Annotated in this window: 12 protein-coding genes and 2 pseudogenes; 12 read left to right on the forward strand and 2 right to left on the reverse strand. The window is 72.4% G+C overall.

From position 1 onward, the window contains the following. Positions 1–26: 26 nt before the first annotated feature. The 3 genes and pseudogenes from JGS22_RS05280 to JGS22_RS05290 all read left to right on the forward strand — a co-directional run. Positions 27–998, forward strand: coding sequence for an ABC transporter ATP-binding protein (locus JGS22_RS05280; RefSeq protein ID WP_216814845.1), 972 nt, complete (start codon positions 27–29; stop codon positions 996–998). Next, entirely contained in the window at positions 998–3382 is a 2385-nt protein-coding gene (locus JGS22_RS05285) for an ABC transporter permease (protein ID WP_211043027.1), read from the forward strand. The genes JGS22_RS05280 and JGS22_RS05285 overlap by 1 nt, the downstream gene beginning before the upstream one ends. A gap of 874 nt (positions 3383–4256) precedes the next feature. Beyond that, positions 4257–6326 (forward strand): annotated as a pseudogene (locus JGS22_RS05290) (PhoX family protein); the annotation flags it as partial. A gap of 129 nt (positions 6327–6455) precedes the next feature. Here JGS22_RS05290 and JGS22_RS26970 read toward each other — a convergent pair. Beyond that, a pseudogene (locus JGS22_RS26970) lies at positions 6456–7133 on the reverse strand (alkaline phosphatase PhoX); the annotation flags it as partial. 97 nt (positions 7134–7230) lie between these two features. Between JGS22_RS26970 and JGS22_RS05295 the strand changes: the two are divergent. The 6 genes from JGS22_RS05295 (at position 7231) to JGS22_RS05320 (ending at position 13247) form a co-directional block, all read left to right on the forward strand. After that, positions 7231–7983 carry a class I SAM-dependent methyltransferase gene (locus JGS22_RS05295; protein ID WP_236073446.1) on the forward strand — a complete coding sequence of 251 codons (753 nt, stop codon included), beginning with the start codon at positions 7231–7233 and terminating at the stop codon, positions 7981–7983. Next, on the forward strand, positions 7980–8633 hold the full coding sequence (locus JGS22_RS05300; protein ID WP_211042540.1) for a bifunctional 4-hydroxy-2-oxoglutarate aldolase/2-dehydro-3-deoxy-phosphogluconate aldolase: 654 nt from the start codon (positions 7980–7982) through the stop codon (positions 8631–8633). Before JGS22_RS05295 ends, JGS22_RS05300 begins: the two co-directional genes overlap by 4 nt. 120 nt (positions 8634–8753) lie before the next feature. Beyond that, entirely contained in the window at positions 8754–9998 is a 1245-nt protein-coding gene (locus tag JGS22_RS05305) for an aspartate aminotransferase family protein (protein ID WP_211042541.1), read from the forward strand. Next, positions 9995–11416, forward strand: coding sequence for an aspartate aminotransferase family protein (locus JGS22_RS05310; protein ID WP_211042542.1), 1422 nt, complete (start codon positions 9995–9997; stop codon positions 11414–11416). The genes JGS22_RS05305 and JGS22_RS05310 overlap by 4 nt, the downstream gene beginning before the upstream one ends. Next, complete coding sequence (locus JGS22_RS05315) at positions 11413–12228, forward strand: inositol monophosphatase family protein (RefSeq protein ID WP_211042543.1); 816 nt, start codon at positions 11413–11415, stop codon at positions 12226–12228. Before JGS22_RS05310 ends, JGS22_RS05315 begins: the two co-directional genes overlap by 4 nt. Positions 12229–12230: 2 nt before the next feature. Beyond that, positions 12231–13247 (forward strand): Gfo/Idh/MocA family protein, encoded by a 1017-nt coding sequence (locus tag JGS22_RS05320; protein WP_236073448.1) that lies wholly within the window; start codon positions 12231–12233, stop codon positions 13245–13247. 42 nt (positions 13248–13289) lie between these two features. Here the strand turns inward: JGS22_RS05320 and JGS22_RS05325 are convergent, their stop codons facing one another. Next, positions 13290–14219 carry a hypothetical protein gene (locus tag JGS22_RS05325; protein ID WP_211042545.1) on the reverse strand — a complete coding sequence of 310 codons (930 nt, stop codon included), beginning with the start codon at positions 14217–14219 and terminating at the stop codon, positions 13290–13292. A gap of 78 nt (positions 14220–14297) precedes the next feature. On the opposite strand from JGS22_RS05325, the gene JGS22_RS05330 reads away from it, so the two are divergent. Genes JGS22_RS05330 through JGS22_RS05340 form a run of 3 tightly spaced genes read left to right on the forward strand, consistent with a single transcriptional unit; the run spans position 14298 to position 17708 of the window. Further along, positions 14298–14942 (forward strand): gluconate 2-dehydrogenase subunit 3 family protein, encoded by a 645-nt coding sequence (locus tag JGS22_RS05330; RefSeq protein ID WP_216814846.1) that lies wholly within the window; start codon positions 14298–14300, stop codon positions 14940–14942. Then, positions 14935–16629 carry a GMC oxidoreductase gene (locus JGS22_RS26745; protein ID WP_211041475.1) on the forward strand — a complete coding sequence of 565 codons (1695 nt, stop codon included), beginning with the start codon at positions 14935–14937 and terminating at the stop codon, positions 16627–16629. Before JGS22_RS05330 ends, JGS22_RS26745 begins: the two co-directional genes overlap by 8 nt. After that, a complete protein-coding gene (locus JGS22_RS05340; protein WP_211041473.1) occupies positions 16626–17708 on the forward strand; it encodes a hypothetical protein in 1083 nt (360 codons plus the stop codon). Before JGS22_RS26745 ends, JGS22_RS05340 begins: the two co-directional genes overlap by 4 nt. Positions 17709–17857: the final 149 nt, after the last annotated feature.

A 17857-nucleotide genomic window follows, 5' to 3' on the forward strand; every position in this document is an offset into this window, starting at 1 on the left:
GCCGGTCGGGCGGTGGACTCGGCGGCATGGTTCCCACGACACCGACCGGCCCCGCACCGCGCTCCGGCCACCGCTCACCTCTGCCGGGAGCACTGCCCGCACCCACCGACGGCCCCGCGCCCACCAACGCCGTACCCACCGACGGCCCCTGCACCGCCGACGACCCCCGCTCCCCCGGCACCGGCGCCCCGGAGACCGCCCCGGCCCACGCCGTACGACTCGAAGGGGTACGGGTGGTGCACGGCAGCGGCGCACGTGCCGTGACGGCGCTCGACGACGTGTCGATCGCGTTCGCCCGCGGCACGTTCACCGCCATCATGGGCCCCTCCGGCTCCGGCAAGTCGACGCTGCTCCAGTGCGCGGCGGGCCTGGACCGGCCGACTGCCGGGCGCATCGTCCTGGCCGGCCAGGACATCGGCGGGCTCGACGAGAACGCGCGTACCCGGCTGCGGCGGGAACGTGTCGGCTTCGTCTTCCAGGCGTTCAATCTGGTCGAGTCGCTGACCGCGGCGGAGAACGTCGTACTGCCCTCGCGGTTCGGCGGCCGGCGGGTGGACCGCGACCGGGTCGCCGAGGCCCTGCAGGCGGTGGGCCTGGCCGACCGCGCACACCACCGCCCCAGTCAGCTCTCCGGCGGCCAACAGCAGCGGGTCGCGCTGGCCCGCGCGCTGGTCAGCCGACCGGACGTGCTGTTCGCCGACGAGCCGACCGGCGCGCTGGACACCGTGACCTCCGCCGAAGTCCTGCGGCTGATGCGGATGTTGGTCGACGCCCGCGGCGGGACGACGCTGATGGTCACGCACGATCCGGTGGCGGCGGCCGGTGCCGACGTCGTGGTCTTCCTCAAGGACGGCCGGGTCGTCGACCGCCTCGACCTGGGACGCGGCCCGGGCGACGGCGGCGGAGCCCCTTGTCGAAGCTCAGGCGCCCCGCCCCCGCGGGCCCTCACCGAGCGGGTGTCCGTCATCGCCGCCCGTACGACCCGGCTGGAGTCGTGATGCTCGCTCTCGCCAACCTCCGCGAGCACCGCCGTGCCTTCCTCGCCGCCTTCCTCGCCGTGCTGGTCGGCGTCGGGCTCATCACCGCGACGCTGGTCGTCCACGACTCCTCGCTGCCGCGGGTGCCGGACCGCTACTCGGGCACGACGGCGCTCGCCCTGCCGCGCCAGGCCGCCGACACCGACGGCCGGGCACGCGACCGCATTCCGTGGGGCCGGGCCGAATCGGCCGCGCTGGTACGGGAGTTGACGGCCCTGGAGGAGGTGGCTTCGGCGGTGCCGGACCGCTCCTTCTACGCCCAGGCGTTCCTCGGCGGTCGACCTGTCGAGGACGAGGGTGCGTTGGAGGCCGGACACGGCTTCGCCGCCGCCGGCCTCGCCCCGTACCGCACCGTCGAGGGTCGGGCGCCGCGATCGGACCGGGAGGTGGTGGTCGACCGCGCGCTCGGCGTCGCCGCCGGTACGACGCTGACCGTCAACCTCTCCGAGGGCAGGCGCGACTTCACGGTGGTGGGCGCCGTCGACGGGCCGGGCCACTGGTTCACCGACGCCTTCGCCGCCGGTCAGCAGCCGGGGGTACGGGCGATCGGGCTGATCGCCGCCGAGGGAGTCTCCGACGCGGAACTGGCCGCCGCGGCCGAGCCGGTGCTCGACGGCACCGGCACCGTCGTCGTCGGTGACGGGCGGTCCGCCGCCCAGCCGGCCCATCTCGCGCACAAGCGGTTCCTTGGTTCCCAACTGCTCGGCGCGATGGCCCTGTTGGCGCTGTTCACCACGGTGTTCACGGTCGCCGCCACGCTCGCACTCGCCACCGGGCTGCGCCGCCGCGAACTGGGACTGCTGCGCGCACTGGGCGCCTCCCCCGGCTGGATTCGCCGCATGATCCTCGGGGAGGCCGCGCTGGTGGCGGTGGCGGGCTCGGCAGTCGGGCTGCCGGTGGGGCTCGCCGGCGCGCCGCTGCTGCTCTCGGTCCTGCGCCGGCTGGGAGTCGCCGCTCCGGACCTGGCCCTGCGGGTGTCGGCGTGGCCGCTGTTGACGGCCACCGGGATCGGTGTCGCGGTGTGCGTGCTCGGGGCCTGGACGGCGGCGCGGCAGGCGGCGCGGGTCGCCCCGCTGGAGGCGATGCTGCCCACCCGCGGCGCCAACAGGCCGCTGAGCCGGGCGCGTACGGTCTGCGGTCTGGTGGCGCTCGCCGGCGGCGGCGCACTCACCGGCACCACCGCGGTCACCAGCGCCGACGACCGGGTGAACGCGGCGCTCTCGGCGACCATGGTGCTGACTGTGGCCGCCGCACTGCTGGCCCCGGTGGTCGTGGGGCCGCTCGCCCGCGCCCTGACCCGGCCGTTCGCCCGTTGCCGCAGCGCCCAACCGTTGCTGGTGCGCAGGGAGTTGACCGCCCACCCGGGGCGCGCCGCCGCGCTGGCGGCGCCGGTGATCGCCGCGGTCGGCTTCGCGGTGCTGCTGACCGGCACCGTGGAGACGATGCGGGTCGCGTACCCGGCCGGCGAGGCGCTGAAGCTGGCGGGCCGGGTGATCGTGGTGCCCGACGGAACCCCCGGAAACAGCGAGGAGGTGGTAGAGGCGCATCCGGTCGGCAGGGCGGCGGTCCCGACCCGTGCCTTCGTCACGCCCGAAGGCGCGGCGGAGCCGACCGTCGTGGACGTGATCGGCTCCCGGGACCCGCGCTGGAGCGCGCCGGGCAGCGCCGTGCTGGGCGCCCGTACGGCCGACGACCTCGGACTCCGCACCGGCGACCGGGCTCCGGTGCGGTTCGCGGACGGACGCACCGTGGTGCTGCGGGTCGCCGAGGTGCTGCCCGACGATCCCGCCCGCGGGGACTTCGTCGTCGCACGCTCGGTGGTGCGCGAGCACGATCCGGCGGCGCTCACCGACGACCTGTTCGTACCCGCGGCGCACGCGCCCGCGTCGGCGCACCCCGGTACCGCCGTGCACGACGCGGTCCGGTTCGCGCTGGAGGACTACCGCGTCGACGCCGAACTCACCGAGAGCCTGACGTGGTTGCTGGTCGCGGTCGCCGTCGGGTACAGCGCGATCGCGGTCGCCAACGGCACGGCCGCCGCCACGCACAGCCGCCGCCGCGATCTGGCGGTGCTGCGCGCGACCGGGGGCACCCGACGCCAACTGCTGCGCACGGCCGCCGCCGAGACCGCCCTGGTCGTGGGCGTGGGCGGGCTGCTCGGTGTCGCGGTCGCCGTGCCGCCACTGCTCGGCATGGCCTCCGGTCTCTCCCAGCTCACCGGCGTCGGCGTCGGTCTGCGGCTGAACCTGCCGGCGGTCGTCGGAGTCGTGGCGGCCACCCTGCTGGTCGCGGTCGTCGCCGCACTGGTCACCGTCCACCGCGCACTGCGCCCGACGCCCCGCTGACGGCTCGCCCGACCGCGGGCCACCGGCCCCCTCGCATCGGTCGGGCCACCGGCCACCGGCCACCGGCGCGAGGGGCCGTACCGGCGGAGGCCGTACCGCGGCGCGCGAGGGGCGTGCTCCGGGCGGAGCGCGCCGCCCGAAGTACGCCCCGCCTGCCGGCCCGGCCTGCCGGCGGGACCCACGGCCCGCTCCTCTTTCAACAATCCGGTGTACGGCGTTTCGAATCGGCAAAGCGGGGCCGCCCGAAGCGATTTGCGCGAGGGCATTTACCACACCGTCGGGGATATCTGCACAGCTCCCCGAATCAAGGCGGCAGCTAGCTGCCATTTGCGGAACGCAAGATTCCGCTACTCGTCGTCGAACACCCACCGGATAAGCCACACCAACACCTGCCGCACCTCGCGCGCACAGACGTTTCGGCGGAGATTCACACGCCATGAATTGCGCCGGGCACGCACTCCCACAAGCCCTCTCCCGCCCTGCGCGCCCCTCCCGCAGGGTGGTGCGCGCACCTCTCCCTCCGGTCACAAAAAGCCAGGTGGGAGACCCATTTGCCGCGGTCGAAGTCCGTCCGGTCCGACAGTGCGAGGCCCGTCTGCGACGGGCGGGCGACGGAGCGGGAAGCGCTGTCCGTAACGCCGAACATAAAGATCAGAATTAGCCGGTCAACCGGATTCGAGTGTGCAGATTCGGCCACCATGACCGGGCCCGGTGTCACGCCTCCGATTCCGGGGAAGCTTCTGTCGTTACGGGAACTCCACCCACTTCGCATTCCATCAAAAGCGCAGCTCAGGAACTTGATTGTCACTGGCCCTGTTCTCATGCATACTGACGTCGGTTCACGTGTGTAATCCGAAGGGCGGTTGGCGTGTCGGTGCGACGGTTACCTTTACTCTCGGACGGTCGGCATTCCAGTCGCGCACCGGAGACCTGTTTATTCCGATGCGGTAATGCCTGCGCCGGACACGCACCCAATACCTCTGGAAACCGCTACTTCGGCAGCGTGCTGCGCGAGTCCATCTCCCGCCGAAACCTGCTCGGCGCGGGAGCCGTCGCTCTCGCCGCCCCGCTGATTCCCGCCGCCTCGGCCGCCGCGGCGGAAAGCGCGGGAAACACCAGCCCCTCAGCAGGCACAGCAGGCACCGCAAGCGCCGGATCACCGGCCGGCGCCCACCCGGGCTTCCCCGCGGTCCCGCCCGACAGCGGGGACCGCGTCACCGTCCCGGAGGGCTTCGAGTACGACGTGCTCATACGCTGGGGCGACCCGGTGCTCGCCGGGGCCCCGTCCTTCGACTTCGACAACCAGACGGAAGCCGCGCAGTCCGGCCAGTTCGGCCCGAACAACGACTACTGCGCCCTCGTTCCGCTGCGCTCCGACGGCCGATGGCTCATGGTGAGCAACCACGAGTACGTCAACGAGCTGCTGATGTTCCCCGGTTGGGACCCCGAGGGCCCCTCGGAGGAGCATGTCCGCACCTCCTGGGCGGCGTACGGGATGTCCGTGGTGCTGGTCGACCGCCGGCGCGAGGGCGGTCGGATGCGGGCCAGGTCGTCCTCCCGCTGGAACCGCCGCATCACCCTGCACACCCCCTTCGAGATGCGCGGCCCGGCGGCGGGTTCGCCGCTGCTGCGCACCGGGGCCGACCCGACCGGCCGCACCGTGCTCGGCACCATGGCCAACTGCGCGGGCGGTACGACCCCGTGGGGCACCGTGCTCTCCGGCGAGGAGAACGTGCACATGCCGTTCGCCCACGCGGAGAAGCCGACAGACCCGCTGGTGAAGGAGGGCCTGGAGCGCTACGGGTTCGCCGAAGGGGCTTCGCTGCGCGCCTGGGAGAAGTACGACGAGCGGTTCGACCTCGGCAAGGAGCCGCACGAGGCGCACCGGTTCGGCTGGATCGTCGAGGTCGACCCCTCAGACCCCGATTCGGTGCCGGTCAAGCACACCGCCCTCGGGCGCTTCAAGCACGAGGGCGCGACGATCAGCGTCGCCCCCGACGGCCGCGTGGTCGCCTACATGGGCGACGACGAACGCTTCGAGTACGTCTACAAGTTCGTCTCCGACGGGCGGATGCGCAAGGGCGACGACTGGGCGGCACAGCGCCACAACATGGGCCTGCTGGACTCCGGCACCCTGTACGCGGCGCGCTTCACCGGCGACAGCCCGGCGGAGGAGATCGACGGTTCCGGGGAGCTGCCCGCCGACGGCGAGTTCGACGGCACCGGCAACTGGCTGCCGCTCGCCCACAACGACCGCAGCTTCGTCTCCGGCATGACCAGCGACGAGGTCTACGTCTTCACCCGGATCGCGGCCGACCGCGCGGGCGCGACCAGGATGGACCGCCCGGAGGATGTGGAGGCCGACCCCCGTACGGGACGTGTCTACGCGGCGCTGACCAACAACGACTACCGCGGCGCCGCGGGCCAACCGGGCCCCGACGAGGCCAACCCCCGCAAGGACAACCGCGACGGGCACGTGCTGGAGCTCTGCGAGCGCAGGGACGATCCGACCTCGGAGCGCTTCGTCTGGCGGCTGATGCTGGTCTGCGGCGACCCCGAATCGCCGAGCAGCTACTACGCCGGCTACGACAAGTCCCGGGTCAGCGCGATCTCCTGCCCGGACAACCTCGCCTTCGACGCCGCGGGCAACATGTGGATCGCGACCGACTCCGGCGGCCGGGGCGGCGTCAACGACGGGCTCTACATGGTGCCGCTCAGCGGCCCCGAGCGCGGCCGGGTCCAGCGCTTCCTCACCATCCCGGCCGGCGCGGAGTGCTGCGGTCCGGTGGTCGGCGAGGACCATGTGCTGGTCTCGGTCCAGCACCCCGGAGAGGTGCCCGACGCCACCCCGGAAAACCCCGCCTCCCACTGGCCCGACGGTGCCGACTCGCAGCCCAGGGCCGCGGTGATCGCCGTCCGCAGGAAGGACGGCGATCACCGCGGCCCTGGGCTGCGAGTCGGCACCGTCGGGCCAGTGGGAGGCGGGGTTTTCCGGGGTGGCGTCGGGCACCTCTCCGGGGTGCTGGACCGAGACCAGCACATGGTCCTCGCCGACCACCGGACCGCAGCACTCCGCGCCGGCCGGGATGGTGAGGAAGCGCTGGACCCGGCCGCGCTCGGGGCCGCTGAGCGGCACCATGTAGAGCCCGTCGTTGACGCCGCCCCGGCCGCCGGAGTCGGTCGCGATCCACATGTTGCCCGCGGCGTCGAAGGCGAGGTTGTCCGGGCAGGAGATCGCGCTGACCCGGGACTTGTCGTAGAAGTCCGCCGCCGGTGAGAAATTGACCGAGGACTGCATCTCCACCTGTTTCCACCTACTTGTCGTCAGTGCATGGAAAGGACTGCGTGAAAAGGCGGGGACAGTCTCCTGCCACTGCTTTTCCGCATGACGCGCAATGTGCGAGCACAGAGGAACGGCCGGCACACTGCTGGCATTTCTCCGCGCATTCTCCGAACAGCCGCGGTATCGGGCCGACGTCATTCGAAGAGGCGGGACACGGGGCACCCCGGCGGGGTTCTGGTGTACGAACGGTTCGGAGCGACCGACCGGCGGCTCACCCCCGGACGCGGCGCCCGGGCGGACCGGGGGTGAGCCGCCGGTCGGTCGCTCCGAACCGTTCGTACACCAGAACCCCGCCGGGGTGCCCCGTGTCCCGCCTCTTCGAATGACGTCGGCCCGATACCGCGGCTGTTCGGAGAATGCGCGGAGAAATGCCAGCAGTGTGCCGGCCGTTCCTCTGTGCTCGCACATTGCGCGTCATGCGGAAAAGCAGTGGCAGGAGACTGTCCCCGCCTTTTCACGCAGTCCTTTCCATGCACTGACGACAAGTAGGTGGAAACAGGTGGAGATGCAGTCCTCGGTCAATTTCTCACCGGCGGCGGACTTCTACGACAAGACCCGGGGCGGCGAGGCCCGGGGCCGGAGGATCGCCCCCGCCGTGGCGTCCCGCACGTCCAAGGGCGAACTTATCCTGGACGCGGGCATGGGCACCGGCGTGGTCGCGCTGGCCCTCTCCGAGCAGGGCTACCCGGTGGTGGGAATCGACCTCTCCCACTCGATGCTGACCAAGGCAGTCGGCCGGGTGGGCCAGGTGGCCGCCGCCGCCTCGCTGGAGGATCTTCCGTTTCCCGACGAGACGTTCAGCCAGGCGTACAGCGTCTGGGTCACCCATGTCGTCGGTGATCTGCGCAAGGGCCTGTCGGAGGTGTACCGGGTGCTGAAGCCCGGCGGACGCTACGTCGTCATCCCCGGCATGATCCTCTTCGACGACCACCCGGTCAGTCAGATCATGGAGACCATCCAGTCCCGCACCGCGGAGGCGGACGACCGCGCGAACCGCATCGTGCCGCTGGCCGAGTCGGTCGGCTTCAAGGCGGTGGAGGTCGGCGAGCTGGAGGCCGCCACTCACGAGCACAGCCCCGAGACGATCGCCTCCGGCCTGGAGCAGCGGATGTTGTACCACCTGTGGGCGGTCGACGACTCGGTCTACGAGGAGAAGGTCGAACCGCTGGTGCGGGAGCTGCGCGCGCTGCCCGACCCGGAGGCGCCGGTCGTGCGGCAGACCCGCCGGCAGATCCTGGTGCTGGAGAAGCCGGCATGAGCGGCTCGCAGATCACCCCCGCGGACCTCGCGCAGCAGCTGTCCGCCGATCCGCTGATCGCCATGATCACCGAGCCCGAGTCGCCCGCCGTGCCCACGGTGACCGAGGAGTTGGGCAGGGCCGGCATCCGCGCCGTGGAGATCACGCTCACCTCGCCGAACGCGCTGCGCACGCTCAGCGAGAGCGTCGCCACCGAGGCGACGCTGGTGGGCGCGGGCACCATCCGCGACGCCGAGACCGTCAAACGCGCGGTCGACGCGGGGGCGCACTACCTGCTCACCCCCGGGGTGATTCCCGAGGTGCTCGCCGCGGCGGGCGACCTGGGAGTCCCGGTGGTGTGCGGCGCGTTCACCACCACGGAGGTGATGGAGGCGCACCGGCTGGGTGCGGCGCTGGTCAAGCTCTTCCCCGCCCGGATGGGCGGACCGGCCTACCTCGCCTCGCTCACCATGGCGTTCCCCGACATCCCGATCGTGCCGACCGGGGGCATCACCGCCGACGACCTCGCGGACTACTTCGCGGTGGGCGCGCACGCGGCGGCCCTCGGCAGGCCGTTGGTCGGCGACTCCCTTCGGGGCGGGGACCTCACCGGCGTCCGGGAGCGCTCGCAGGCGCTGCTGGAGGTCGCCCGGTCCGCGCGACCGGAGTAGCTCCGCCCCGCACCGCCAGTTGTTCCGTACGGCCTGCTCGTCCGCACTTCCTCATCCGCAGTTCGCCCGTCGCCGTGCGGCGGCGGCGAACTGCGGCCTGCCCGGCGAAAGGAAGATCACGTGCGTTTGGACCGGTCCTTCGAGCTCGACCGCAAGGCCGAGCAGATCGATGCTCTGGCAGCCAAGAGAAAGAACGTCATCGCCTCCGACCAGATGGTCGAGGGCCGCTACCCCGTCTTCGCCGAACGAGCCGCGGGCGCCCACTTCTGGGACGTGGACGGCAACAAGTACCTCGACTTCTTCCTCTCCTACGGCACGGTCATCCTCGGCCACGCCGACCCGGACGTGGACGACGCCGTGGTGCGGGAGATCCGGCGCGGCTTCGCGGTGGGCCTGATGAAGCCCGTGCAGACCGAACTCGTCGAGGAGCTCCTGGAGATCATCCCGGGCGCCGAGATGGGCATGCTGCTCAAGACCGGTTCGGACGCGACCGGTGCGGCGGTACGGCTCTCCCGTGCGTTCACCGGACGCGACCGGGTGGTGCGCTGGGGCTACAACGGCTGGCACGACTGGTGCGCCCAGTGGGACAACGGCATCCCGGAGGCGAGCCGCGAGCTGGTCGACACCTTCACCTACAACGACCTGGACTCGCTGCGGGCGCTCTTCGAGCGGCACCCCGACGGCATCGCCTGCGTGGTGATGATGCCCTTCATGGTCGAGGCTCCCGAGCCCGGCTTCCTGGAGGGCGTGCGCGAACTCACGCGCGAGTACGGGGCGTTGCTGGTCTTCGACGAGATCCGCTCGGCCTTCCGGCTGGCGCTCGGCGGCGCGCAGGAGCACTACGGCGTGACCGCCGACCTGGTGACGCTCTCCAAGGCGTTCGCCAACGGGTACGCCGTATCGGCACTGACCGGCCGGGCCGACGTGCTGCGAACGCTGGAGAAGGTGCACATCTCCTCCACCTACTACTCCAACGCCGACGCCATGGCGGCAGCGCTGGCCACCATCCGCAAGCTGCGGTCGGGCGACCATCTGGCCCACATCTGGCGGCTGGGCGAGCGGCTCCAGAACGGGCTGCGCGAACTGACCGCCAAGAGCGGCGTCCCGGTGGCGGTGGTGGGCCATCCGCCCATGCCCTTCCTGGACTTCGCGATGGGCAGCGAGGACGACAACCAGAGCGCGAAGCGGGTCTTCTACGCGGCGACCATCGCCGAGGGCGTCTTCTTCCACCCCAACCACCACTGGTTCGTCTCCGCGGCCACCACCGAGGCGGACATCGACCAGGCGCTGGACGCCGCCCGCAGCGGGTTCGAGGCGCTGGTGGCCGCGGGCTGGACGACCGAGGCCCTGGGAGCGCGGTCATGAGCGGCACCACTCCCCCGGTCCCACCGGACACCTCCGCGCCCGGTCAACTGCCGGACGCCGCCGCGGACTCGAGCGCAGCCGGGCCCCCGGGCGCCGACCACGGGTGGGGCATGCGCAACCCGCGCACGGTCACCGAGCGCCACTGGGCCGAGGAGCAGGAGGTCATCGGCCCCGGGCTCCAGGCGGTCATGCTGCTCTCCCGGCTCTGTGTGGAGTCCGCCGACGGCGCCGAGCTGACGGACGTCGACGGCAACCGCATCCTCGACTTCCAGGGCGCCGGCGGCGTCAACTCCCTCGGCCACGCCGAGCCCCGCTTCGTCGCGGCGATGGCGCAGGAGCTGGGCCGGGCCACCGCGGGGGCCTTCGGCACGCCGGCCCGGCTGGAAATGGCCCGCATCCTGCGGGACTTCCTGCCCGAGGACCTGGACACCGTGCAGCTCTACAGCGGTGGCACCGAGGCGGTGGAGGCCGCGCTGCGGCTGGCCAAGTCGGTCACCGGGAAGCACGAGTTCCTCTCCTTCTGGGGCGGCTTCCACGGCAAGACGATGGGGTCGCTGGCGCTGACCGCCGGTGCGCGCTCGGGGCTCGGGCCGCTGCCGCCGGGCTACTTCTCGACGCCGTACGCCAACTGCTACCGCTGCCCGTTCAAGCTCCGTGCCCCGGAGTGCGGGTTCGCCTGTGTCGACCACGCCCGCAAGGTGGTCAAGGAGAACAGCACCGGCGCGATGGCCGCGATCGTCGTCGAACCGGTGCAGGGACGTTCCGGCAACGTCGTTCCCCCGCCCGGCTACCTCTCCGCGCTGAAGGAGGTCGCCGACGAGTTCGACGCCCTGCTGATCTCGGACGAGATGATGACCGGTTTCGGCCGGACCGGCGCTCCGTTCGCCTACCAGCACGAGGACGTCCGGCCCGATGTGCTCACGGTCGGCAAGGGCATGGGCGGCGGCTATCCGGTGACCGGGGTGATCGCCTCCGCGCAGACCATGGCGGCCGAGCCCTTCTCCGAACCGAGCGCCAGCTCCTCCAGCTTCGGCGCCTTCCCGATGGCCTGCCGTGCGGTGGGCACCACCACCGACATCCTGGTGCAGGACAAGCTGGTGGAGAACGCCGCCGAGCGCGGGCGGGAGATGCTCGCCATGCTGCGCCCGCTCGCGGAGACCGCCCCGCTGGTCGGTGACGTGCGCGGCGCGGGCCTGGCCATCGGCATCGAGCTGGTGGTCGACAAGCAGACCCGCGAGCCGGCGCCCAAAAGCCTGGTGCAGCGCGTCTACCTCCAGCTGATGGAGGCCGGCGTGCTGGTCATGCTCGGCGGCAACACCCTGCGGCTCTACCCGCCGCTGTCGATCGACGCACATCGGGCCGAGACCGCGGTGGGCGTCATCTGCGAGGTCCTCAACTCCGCAGGGGAGGACCGATGAGCGGCGCACTCGATCCGGCCGCCCTGCTGGCGGTCGCCGAGGAGGCGGCCACCGGGGCCGCCGAGGAACTGCTGCGGCGGCGCGGCGCCGTCCACGAGGTGGCGACCAAGGAGAACGACTCGCTGGTCAGCGACGCCGACACGGCCGCGGAACGGCTGGTGCTCGGCGTACTGCGCGACCGCACCCCAGGGTTCGGCATCGTCTCGGAGGAGGCGGGCGCCGACGTCGTCGAGGGTGCGCCGTGCTGGATCGTCGACCCGCTGGACGGCACCACCAACTACTTGCGCGGGCTGCCGGACTACGCGGTCGCCCTGGCCCTGGTCGAGGAAGGCCGCACGATCCTGTCCCACGTCGTGCTGCCCGACTCCGGCACGCGGTTCACCGCGCTGGCCGGGCAGGGCGCGTACCGCGACGGACGGCGGATCTCGGTCACCCGGGAGGCCCCGGGACGGTCGCTGACCGGTACCGGCTTCGGTACGGCCGGGGTGGTGCGCGAGGCGCAGCGCTCGGTCGCCGACAGCCTGCTGCGGGGCGGCTTCGAGATCCGCGAGCCGGGCAGCGCTTCGGTCGGTCTGTGCCGTACGGCCTGCGGTTCCTACGACGGCTATCTGGAGTTCGGCATCGAGGTGTGGGACACCGCTCCCGGAGCGCTGCTGGTCGAGGAGGCCGGCGGCACGGTGACGGGTTGGGGCGGTGTGCCCTTCGACCCCTCGACCGGTGATCTGGTCGCCGCCGCGCCCGCGGTGCACGCACGGCTGGTGGAGGCGGGCGGCGCACGGCCGCCCGTGCCGGTGACAGGAGGTGCGGTGTGAACATGCCCCTGAAGGTGGCCCTTTCGGGCTTCGGCACCTCCGGCGGCGCACGGCTCGCCGGCTACCGCTCGGTGGCCGGCGCGGAAGTGGTCGCGGTGGTGGACCCGGGCGAGCAGGCCCGCGCCCGGGCGGCCCAACTGCTGGACGGCGGGCGGGTGTTCGGCTCCCTGGAAGAGCTGCTCGCCTCGCCGACCGGTGCCGCGCCGGACGTGGTCGACATCTGCAGCCCGCCGGTCTTCCATGTGCCGCAGACCAGGGCGGCGCTGGCCGCCGGTGCCCATGTCATCTGCGAGAAGCCGGTCGCGGTCACCGGCGAGGAGGCGCGCGGCCTGGTGGAGCTGGCGCGCTCGCGCGGCCGGCTGCTCTTCCCGTTCCACAACTACGGGACGTCGCCGGTGATGCGCGAGCTGTCGACCGCGGTGGAGGAGGCCGGGATCGGCCGGCTGGAGTCCGCCGTCTTCCGTATCCTGCGCGACCGGCACGCCCGCGGTGTCGCCGGCTTCGCGCCGGACTGGCGACGGTCCCGCGAACTGGCGGGCGGCGGCATCCTGTTGGACCACGGCACGCACTGCGTCTACATGGCGCTGCGGCTGTTCGGCAGACCGCCCAAGCAGGTCTCCTGCACGGTCGGGCGGGCCGGCGGCGATCCGGCGGCCGTCGACGAGGAGGCCCGGCTGCGGCTGGACTTCGGCGACTCGCACTGCGACATCGAGCTGAGCTGGACCAGCGGAGTGCGCTCCAACCACTACTCGGTGCACGGTTCCGGCGGTTGGCTGCGGATCGACGACGGAGTCGTCGAGAGTGCGGCGGGCGGCAGCACCCACCGTCGGAATCTGGTCTCCCCGAGCAAGGACCAGACGCATCTGGAGTGGTTCCCGCCGATGTACCGCGAGTTCCGCGGCGTGCTCGCCGATCCCGTGTCCTGGCACCGGCCGGCGACGGAGATCGTCGAGACCGCCCGGGTCGTGGAGTGCGCGTACGCCTCGGCCGCCGCGGGCGGTCCGGAAGTGCCGCTGTGAGCACGGTGCGTGCCGCCCTCGCGGCGGCACGCACCGCTTCGTTCAGCCGGCGGCAGGCAGCCCGATCGCTCGGGTGAGCAGCGGTGCCTCCTCGGTCAGGTTGTCCAGCGCCGTGGAACGTTCATGGGAGGCGAAGTAGTGGCAGATCACACGGTCTTCCCGGTCCGGGAGCCACTCCAGGCGGCCCGACCGGTAGGGCTCCTCCAGGCTCTGCGAGGCCGTACCGAGCCGACCGCCGAGCAGCGAGTACGACATCTGCGTCACATAGCGCGGCGCGAAGCTGATCTCCCGGGGCAGTCCGGCCAGGGTGCGCTCCAGGAAGTCGGCGTCGAAGAAGCGGATCCGGTCCACGGCGGAGAACCCGCAGCACATGTACGACACATGGGGCACACCGGGCAGGTGGTCGGGTATCCAGTGCACGCCCTGCGGCTCCCAGCCGAACTCGGGCGAGTAGAGGAAGGCGGGGCGCTCGTCCACCGGGGCGGCGGCCCAGTCGATCAGCCGCTGCGGGCGGGTCAGGAAGACCACGTCGCTGTCCATGCTCACCACCGACCGGCTCTCGGCGAGCAGGAAGTAGTCGACCAGCTGGAGGATGCGGACGTTGTTCTGCCGCACCGCGGCGAGCACCGGACGGTCCGCCAGCAGCTCGGCCACCCGGGCGTCCGCCTCCGCGCGCTCGATGACCCGCACTCCGGGCACCAGCCGCTTCAGCCGGGCGACGTCGACGGCGGTCAGCGTGCCGTCGTCGTGCACGACGGGCGTGACCTCCGGCCAGCAGCGGGCCAGCGACTTCACCGCGAAGAGGTACAGCGGCACGTGGTCGGACGAGACCAGGCTGTGCACCTCCACGTCGTGGCTTCCGGTGAACTCCGGGACCCGGGTGCCGAAGAGGCCGCGGGTGACGGAGAACGCCGTACCGGCGCCGCCGGAGCGCTCGGCTCCGTGGGGGGAGGCGGTCTCGGTCTGGCTCATACGGATCTCCTTGAACAAAGGGGGAGGAACATGGACGTACCGGTTGATTATTCTCAACTAACTTCAGAAAGAGAAGAGTTGACGTGGCTTCACTTCTCCGGGAACCAGGCGGAGGTGGTGCGGGAGGCGATGGCGCTCCTCGTCCCCGGACCGACGGACCTGCCCGGCGAACAGGAGCCCGGCGCCCGTGAGGCCGACGCGGTCCGCTACGCCGACCGACTGCTCGGCGCCTTCCGCACCGAGCCACCGCTGATCTACGCGGCCGGCTCCGGCAGCGCCCACGTACCGCTCTCGCCGGAGCAGCGGCACGGCTGGCTGATCCGGGTGCGGGAGTTGCAGGACGCCTACCGCCAGGGCACCGCGCTCCTGGACCGGCTCGCCGACGGCGACTTCGCCGACGCCGACCCCGAGGTGCGCCACCGCGCACTGCGCGACCCCCGGGCGCACACCTTCCGCGGACTGCTCTTCGACCACGCGATCGAGGGAACGTACGGCGATCCCGTCTACCGCGGGCGCCCGGCCCCCGGCAGCACGGTGCTCCCCACCCCGCCCCTGCCTCCGCCCTCTGCACCGGGAAGCACCGAGTCCTCGGAGAGCGCCGCGCCCGCGCCCGCGCCCGCGCAAACCGCCGCGCCCGCCCCGTACGGCGTGGAGACCACCGCGCTGCTGCGGGACTTCACCGCCGCCGCGCGCCGGGTGGTACTGGGCGGCGACGATGGCTGAGCGTGCGGTGGTGGTCGGCAGCGGCCCGGGCGGATCGGTCGCCGCGATGGTGCTGGCCGAGCGGGGCTGGGACGTCACGGTGCTCGAACGCGGCCCCAGCCACTTCGACGACCTCGCCGAAGCAGTCCCCTCGCACCGCTTCTCCTCCGACGAGGTCAAGGGGCCGGTCCGGGGCTTCGAGTACCCGGACGTGCTGGCCGAACCGCGCGTCTACGAGGAGCGCCGCCCCGGCGGCGGGCGCCACACCGGCTTTGTCAACGCGCTGCCGGCCACCGTGGGCGGCGGCTCGGTGCACTGGGACGCCAAGACTCCCCGGCTGTGGGACCTGGACTTCGCCAAACGCTCGCTGCTCGGCCCGCTGCCGGACGCCGACGTACGGGACTGGCCCTTCGACTACGCCGAACTCGCTCCGCACTACGACGAGATGGAGCAGATCCTCGGCGTCCAGGGCTCGCTGGCGCAGCTGCCGCACTCCCCCACCCTGCGGCACGCCCCGCGCGGCGCCGACTTCCCGATGCCGCCGGGGCCCGACCAGTCCTCCTCGCTGCGGATCGCCGACGCGGCCCGCTCCCTGGGGCTGCGCCCCTTCCCGATGCCGATGGCCGCCAACTCCCGCGCCTACGACGGCCGTCCGGCCTGCTTCGACTGCGGTGCCTGCTGCGGCTACGGCTGCCCCAACCAGTCGCGGGGCAGCGCGCTGGTGCCGCTGAGGCGGGCGGTGCTGGCCGGCGCCGAGGTGATCCCGCACGCCACCGCGACCCGGGTGCGGTACGAGGGACGGCGAGCCCGCTCGGTGGTGTGGCGGGACGCGGCGGGCCGGGAGCACGAGCTGCCCGCCCGCCGGGTGGTCCTGGCCGGGTCCGCGGTGGAGACCTGCCGGCTGGCGCTGCTCTCCGAACTCCCGGACCCGGCCGGGCTGGTGGGCCGGTACCTGATGTTCCACTGGTACTCGGTCGCCTACGGGCTCTTCGCGGGCGAACGGGTGCGCGGCGAGCGCGGCCGGAACATCACCCACGCACTGGACGACTTCGCCGACCCCGACCACCCCGGCGCCCGGGCCGCCGCGCAGGACGCGGGACTGCCCTACTTCCGCGGCGGCGTGGTGGAGCTGGGCGGCACACCGCTGGGCCGGGTGGCCGAGGGCCGGGTCTACCGGCGGCTGCTGCCGGAGCTGGCCGAGGTGCCGTACGGCGCGGCGTTCAAGCGGCTGATGCGCGAAAGCCCGCTGCGCGACCGGCTGTTGGGCGTTCAGATGCACGGCGAGGACGTCCCCCAGCGGGAGAACACGGTGACCCTCGACCCGCACCTGCGGGACTGGCGCGGCGTCCCCGTGCCCCGCATCCGCTGGGCGCCGCACCACCACGAGACGACGGCCCAGCGCTTCTACCTGCCCCGGCTCGCGGCGCTGCTGCGCGCGGCCGGCGCCGACGCCGTCGCCGCGCTCCCGGAGACCCGCTCGGCGGCCTTCCCCGACGAACCGGCCTTCGTGCCGGGCAACTTCCACACCCTCGGCGGGATGCGCATGAGCGAGGACCCCCGCTCCGGCGCCACCGACGGCGAGGGCCGGCTGCACGGCATGGACAACGTCTTCGCCGCCGACGGCAGCCTCTTCCCGGGCTCCGGCGCGCACAACCCGACTCTGACGCTGATGGCGACCGTACTGCGGAACACCAGGAGGACGACGTGACCGACCACAGTCCCGCACCCCGGGCCGCGACACCGCGCCCGCGCGCACCCGAGTACGCCTTCGACCCGGCGGCGGCCCTGGGCTGGAAGAACATCGGACTGGACGGACTGGGCTGCTTCCTGCGCTCCGTCGAGGCGGTGCTGGTGGGGCACGGCTACGGGGGGAGGGAGATCGCGCAGGGCATGGCCGTACCGCTGGACCTGGTGCGGCGCGGCGAGTGGTACGGGCCGATGAGCGAGTTTCCCGCGTGCACCGTGCGCTGGCACCTGGCCGGGATCGGCGACGGAGACCGGCAGTGGCCGCTCGTCGCCGAAGCGCTGGAGTCCGGCGCCCCGGTGGTGCTGATGCCCGACGGTTTCCACTGGCCGGGCGACGAGTACGAGGGCCGCGAGCACTTCCACCACCACATGGTGCTGGCCCACCGCCTCGACGAGCAGGGCCTGCATCTGCTGGACATCGACGCCCCGGCCGCCGAAGGGTACCGCCGGATCGTCGAGGTCGACGCCGAGCTGCGGATGTCCTGTTCGCGTGTCGCGCTGGTCGAGGACGTCACGCCCCCGCGCGAGCGCCCCGCCGAGGAGGTCGCCGAGGCGCTGCTCCCCTCCTCACTGGCCGCCCTCGCCGAGGACATCGCCGAACTCCGGGCGTTCCACGGCCGGGTGTGGTCCGGCGGCCCGCTGCCGGTACTGGTCGCCAAGGGCATGGACGTCCTGGTCCTCGGCGACATCCAGCCTCAGCTCTTCCTGCTCGGCCACGCCCTCGCCGGCGCGGAAACGGAGTCGGTGCGGCGCGTCTCGCAGGCCGCGCTGACCGCGGCAGGACGGGCGCAGAAGCTCGGCCTGCTCCTGCTCGGCCTGCACCGTTTCCAGGCCGAGGGGGTCTACGCCGTCGCCCACGAGGAGATCTCCCTGCTCGCGGACAGCCTGGAAGGACTGCTGGGCGAGATGCACCGCTGGCACGGGAGCGAACGCCCCCCGGCGGCCGAGACGGACGGCGAACGCATCACCCGCCGGCTGCTCGGCGAGACGCAGTGGTGCTTCGGCGCGGGAAAACCGTTGGAGAACATCGCCATCGGATAACCGAGCGGCTCATGGAAACGCCTTTCCCAAGGCCCTGTGGAGTGAAATCCCATGGGGTCCGAAAAGCGTTTCCCGATGCAATTTCCTTGACTCAGTAAAACCGTTGACAGCATTCTTCGCCGGGCATAGCGTCTGCTCGTGCCCGGCCG

The sequence above is a fragment of the Streptomyces tardus genome (assembly GCF_018101125.2).
Classification (GTDB): domain Bacteria; phylum Actinomycetota; class Actinomycetes; order Streptomycetales; family Streptomycetaceae; genus Streptomyces; species Streptomyces tardus.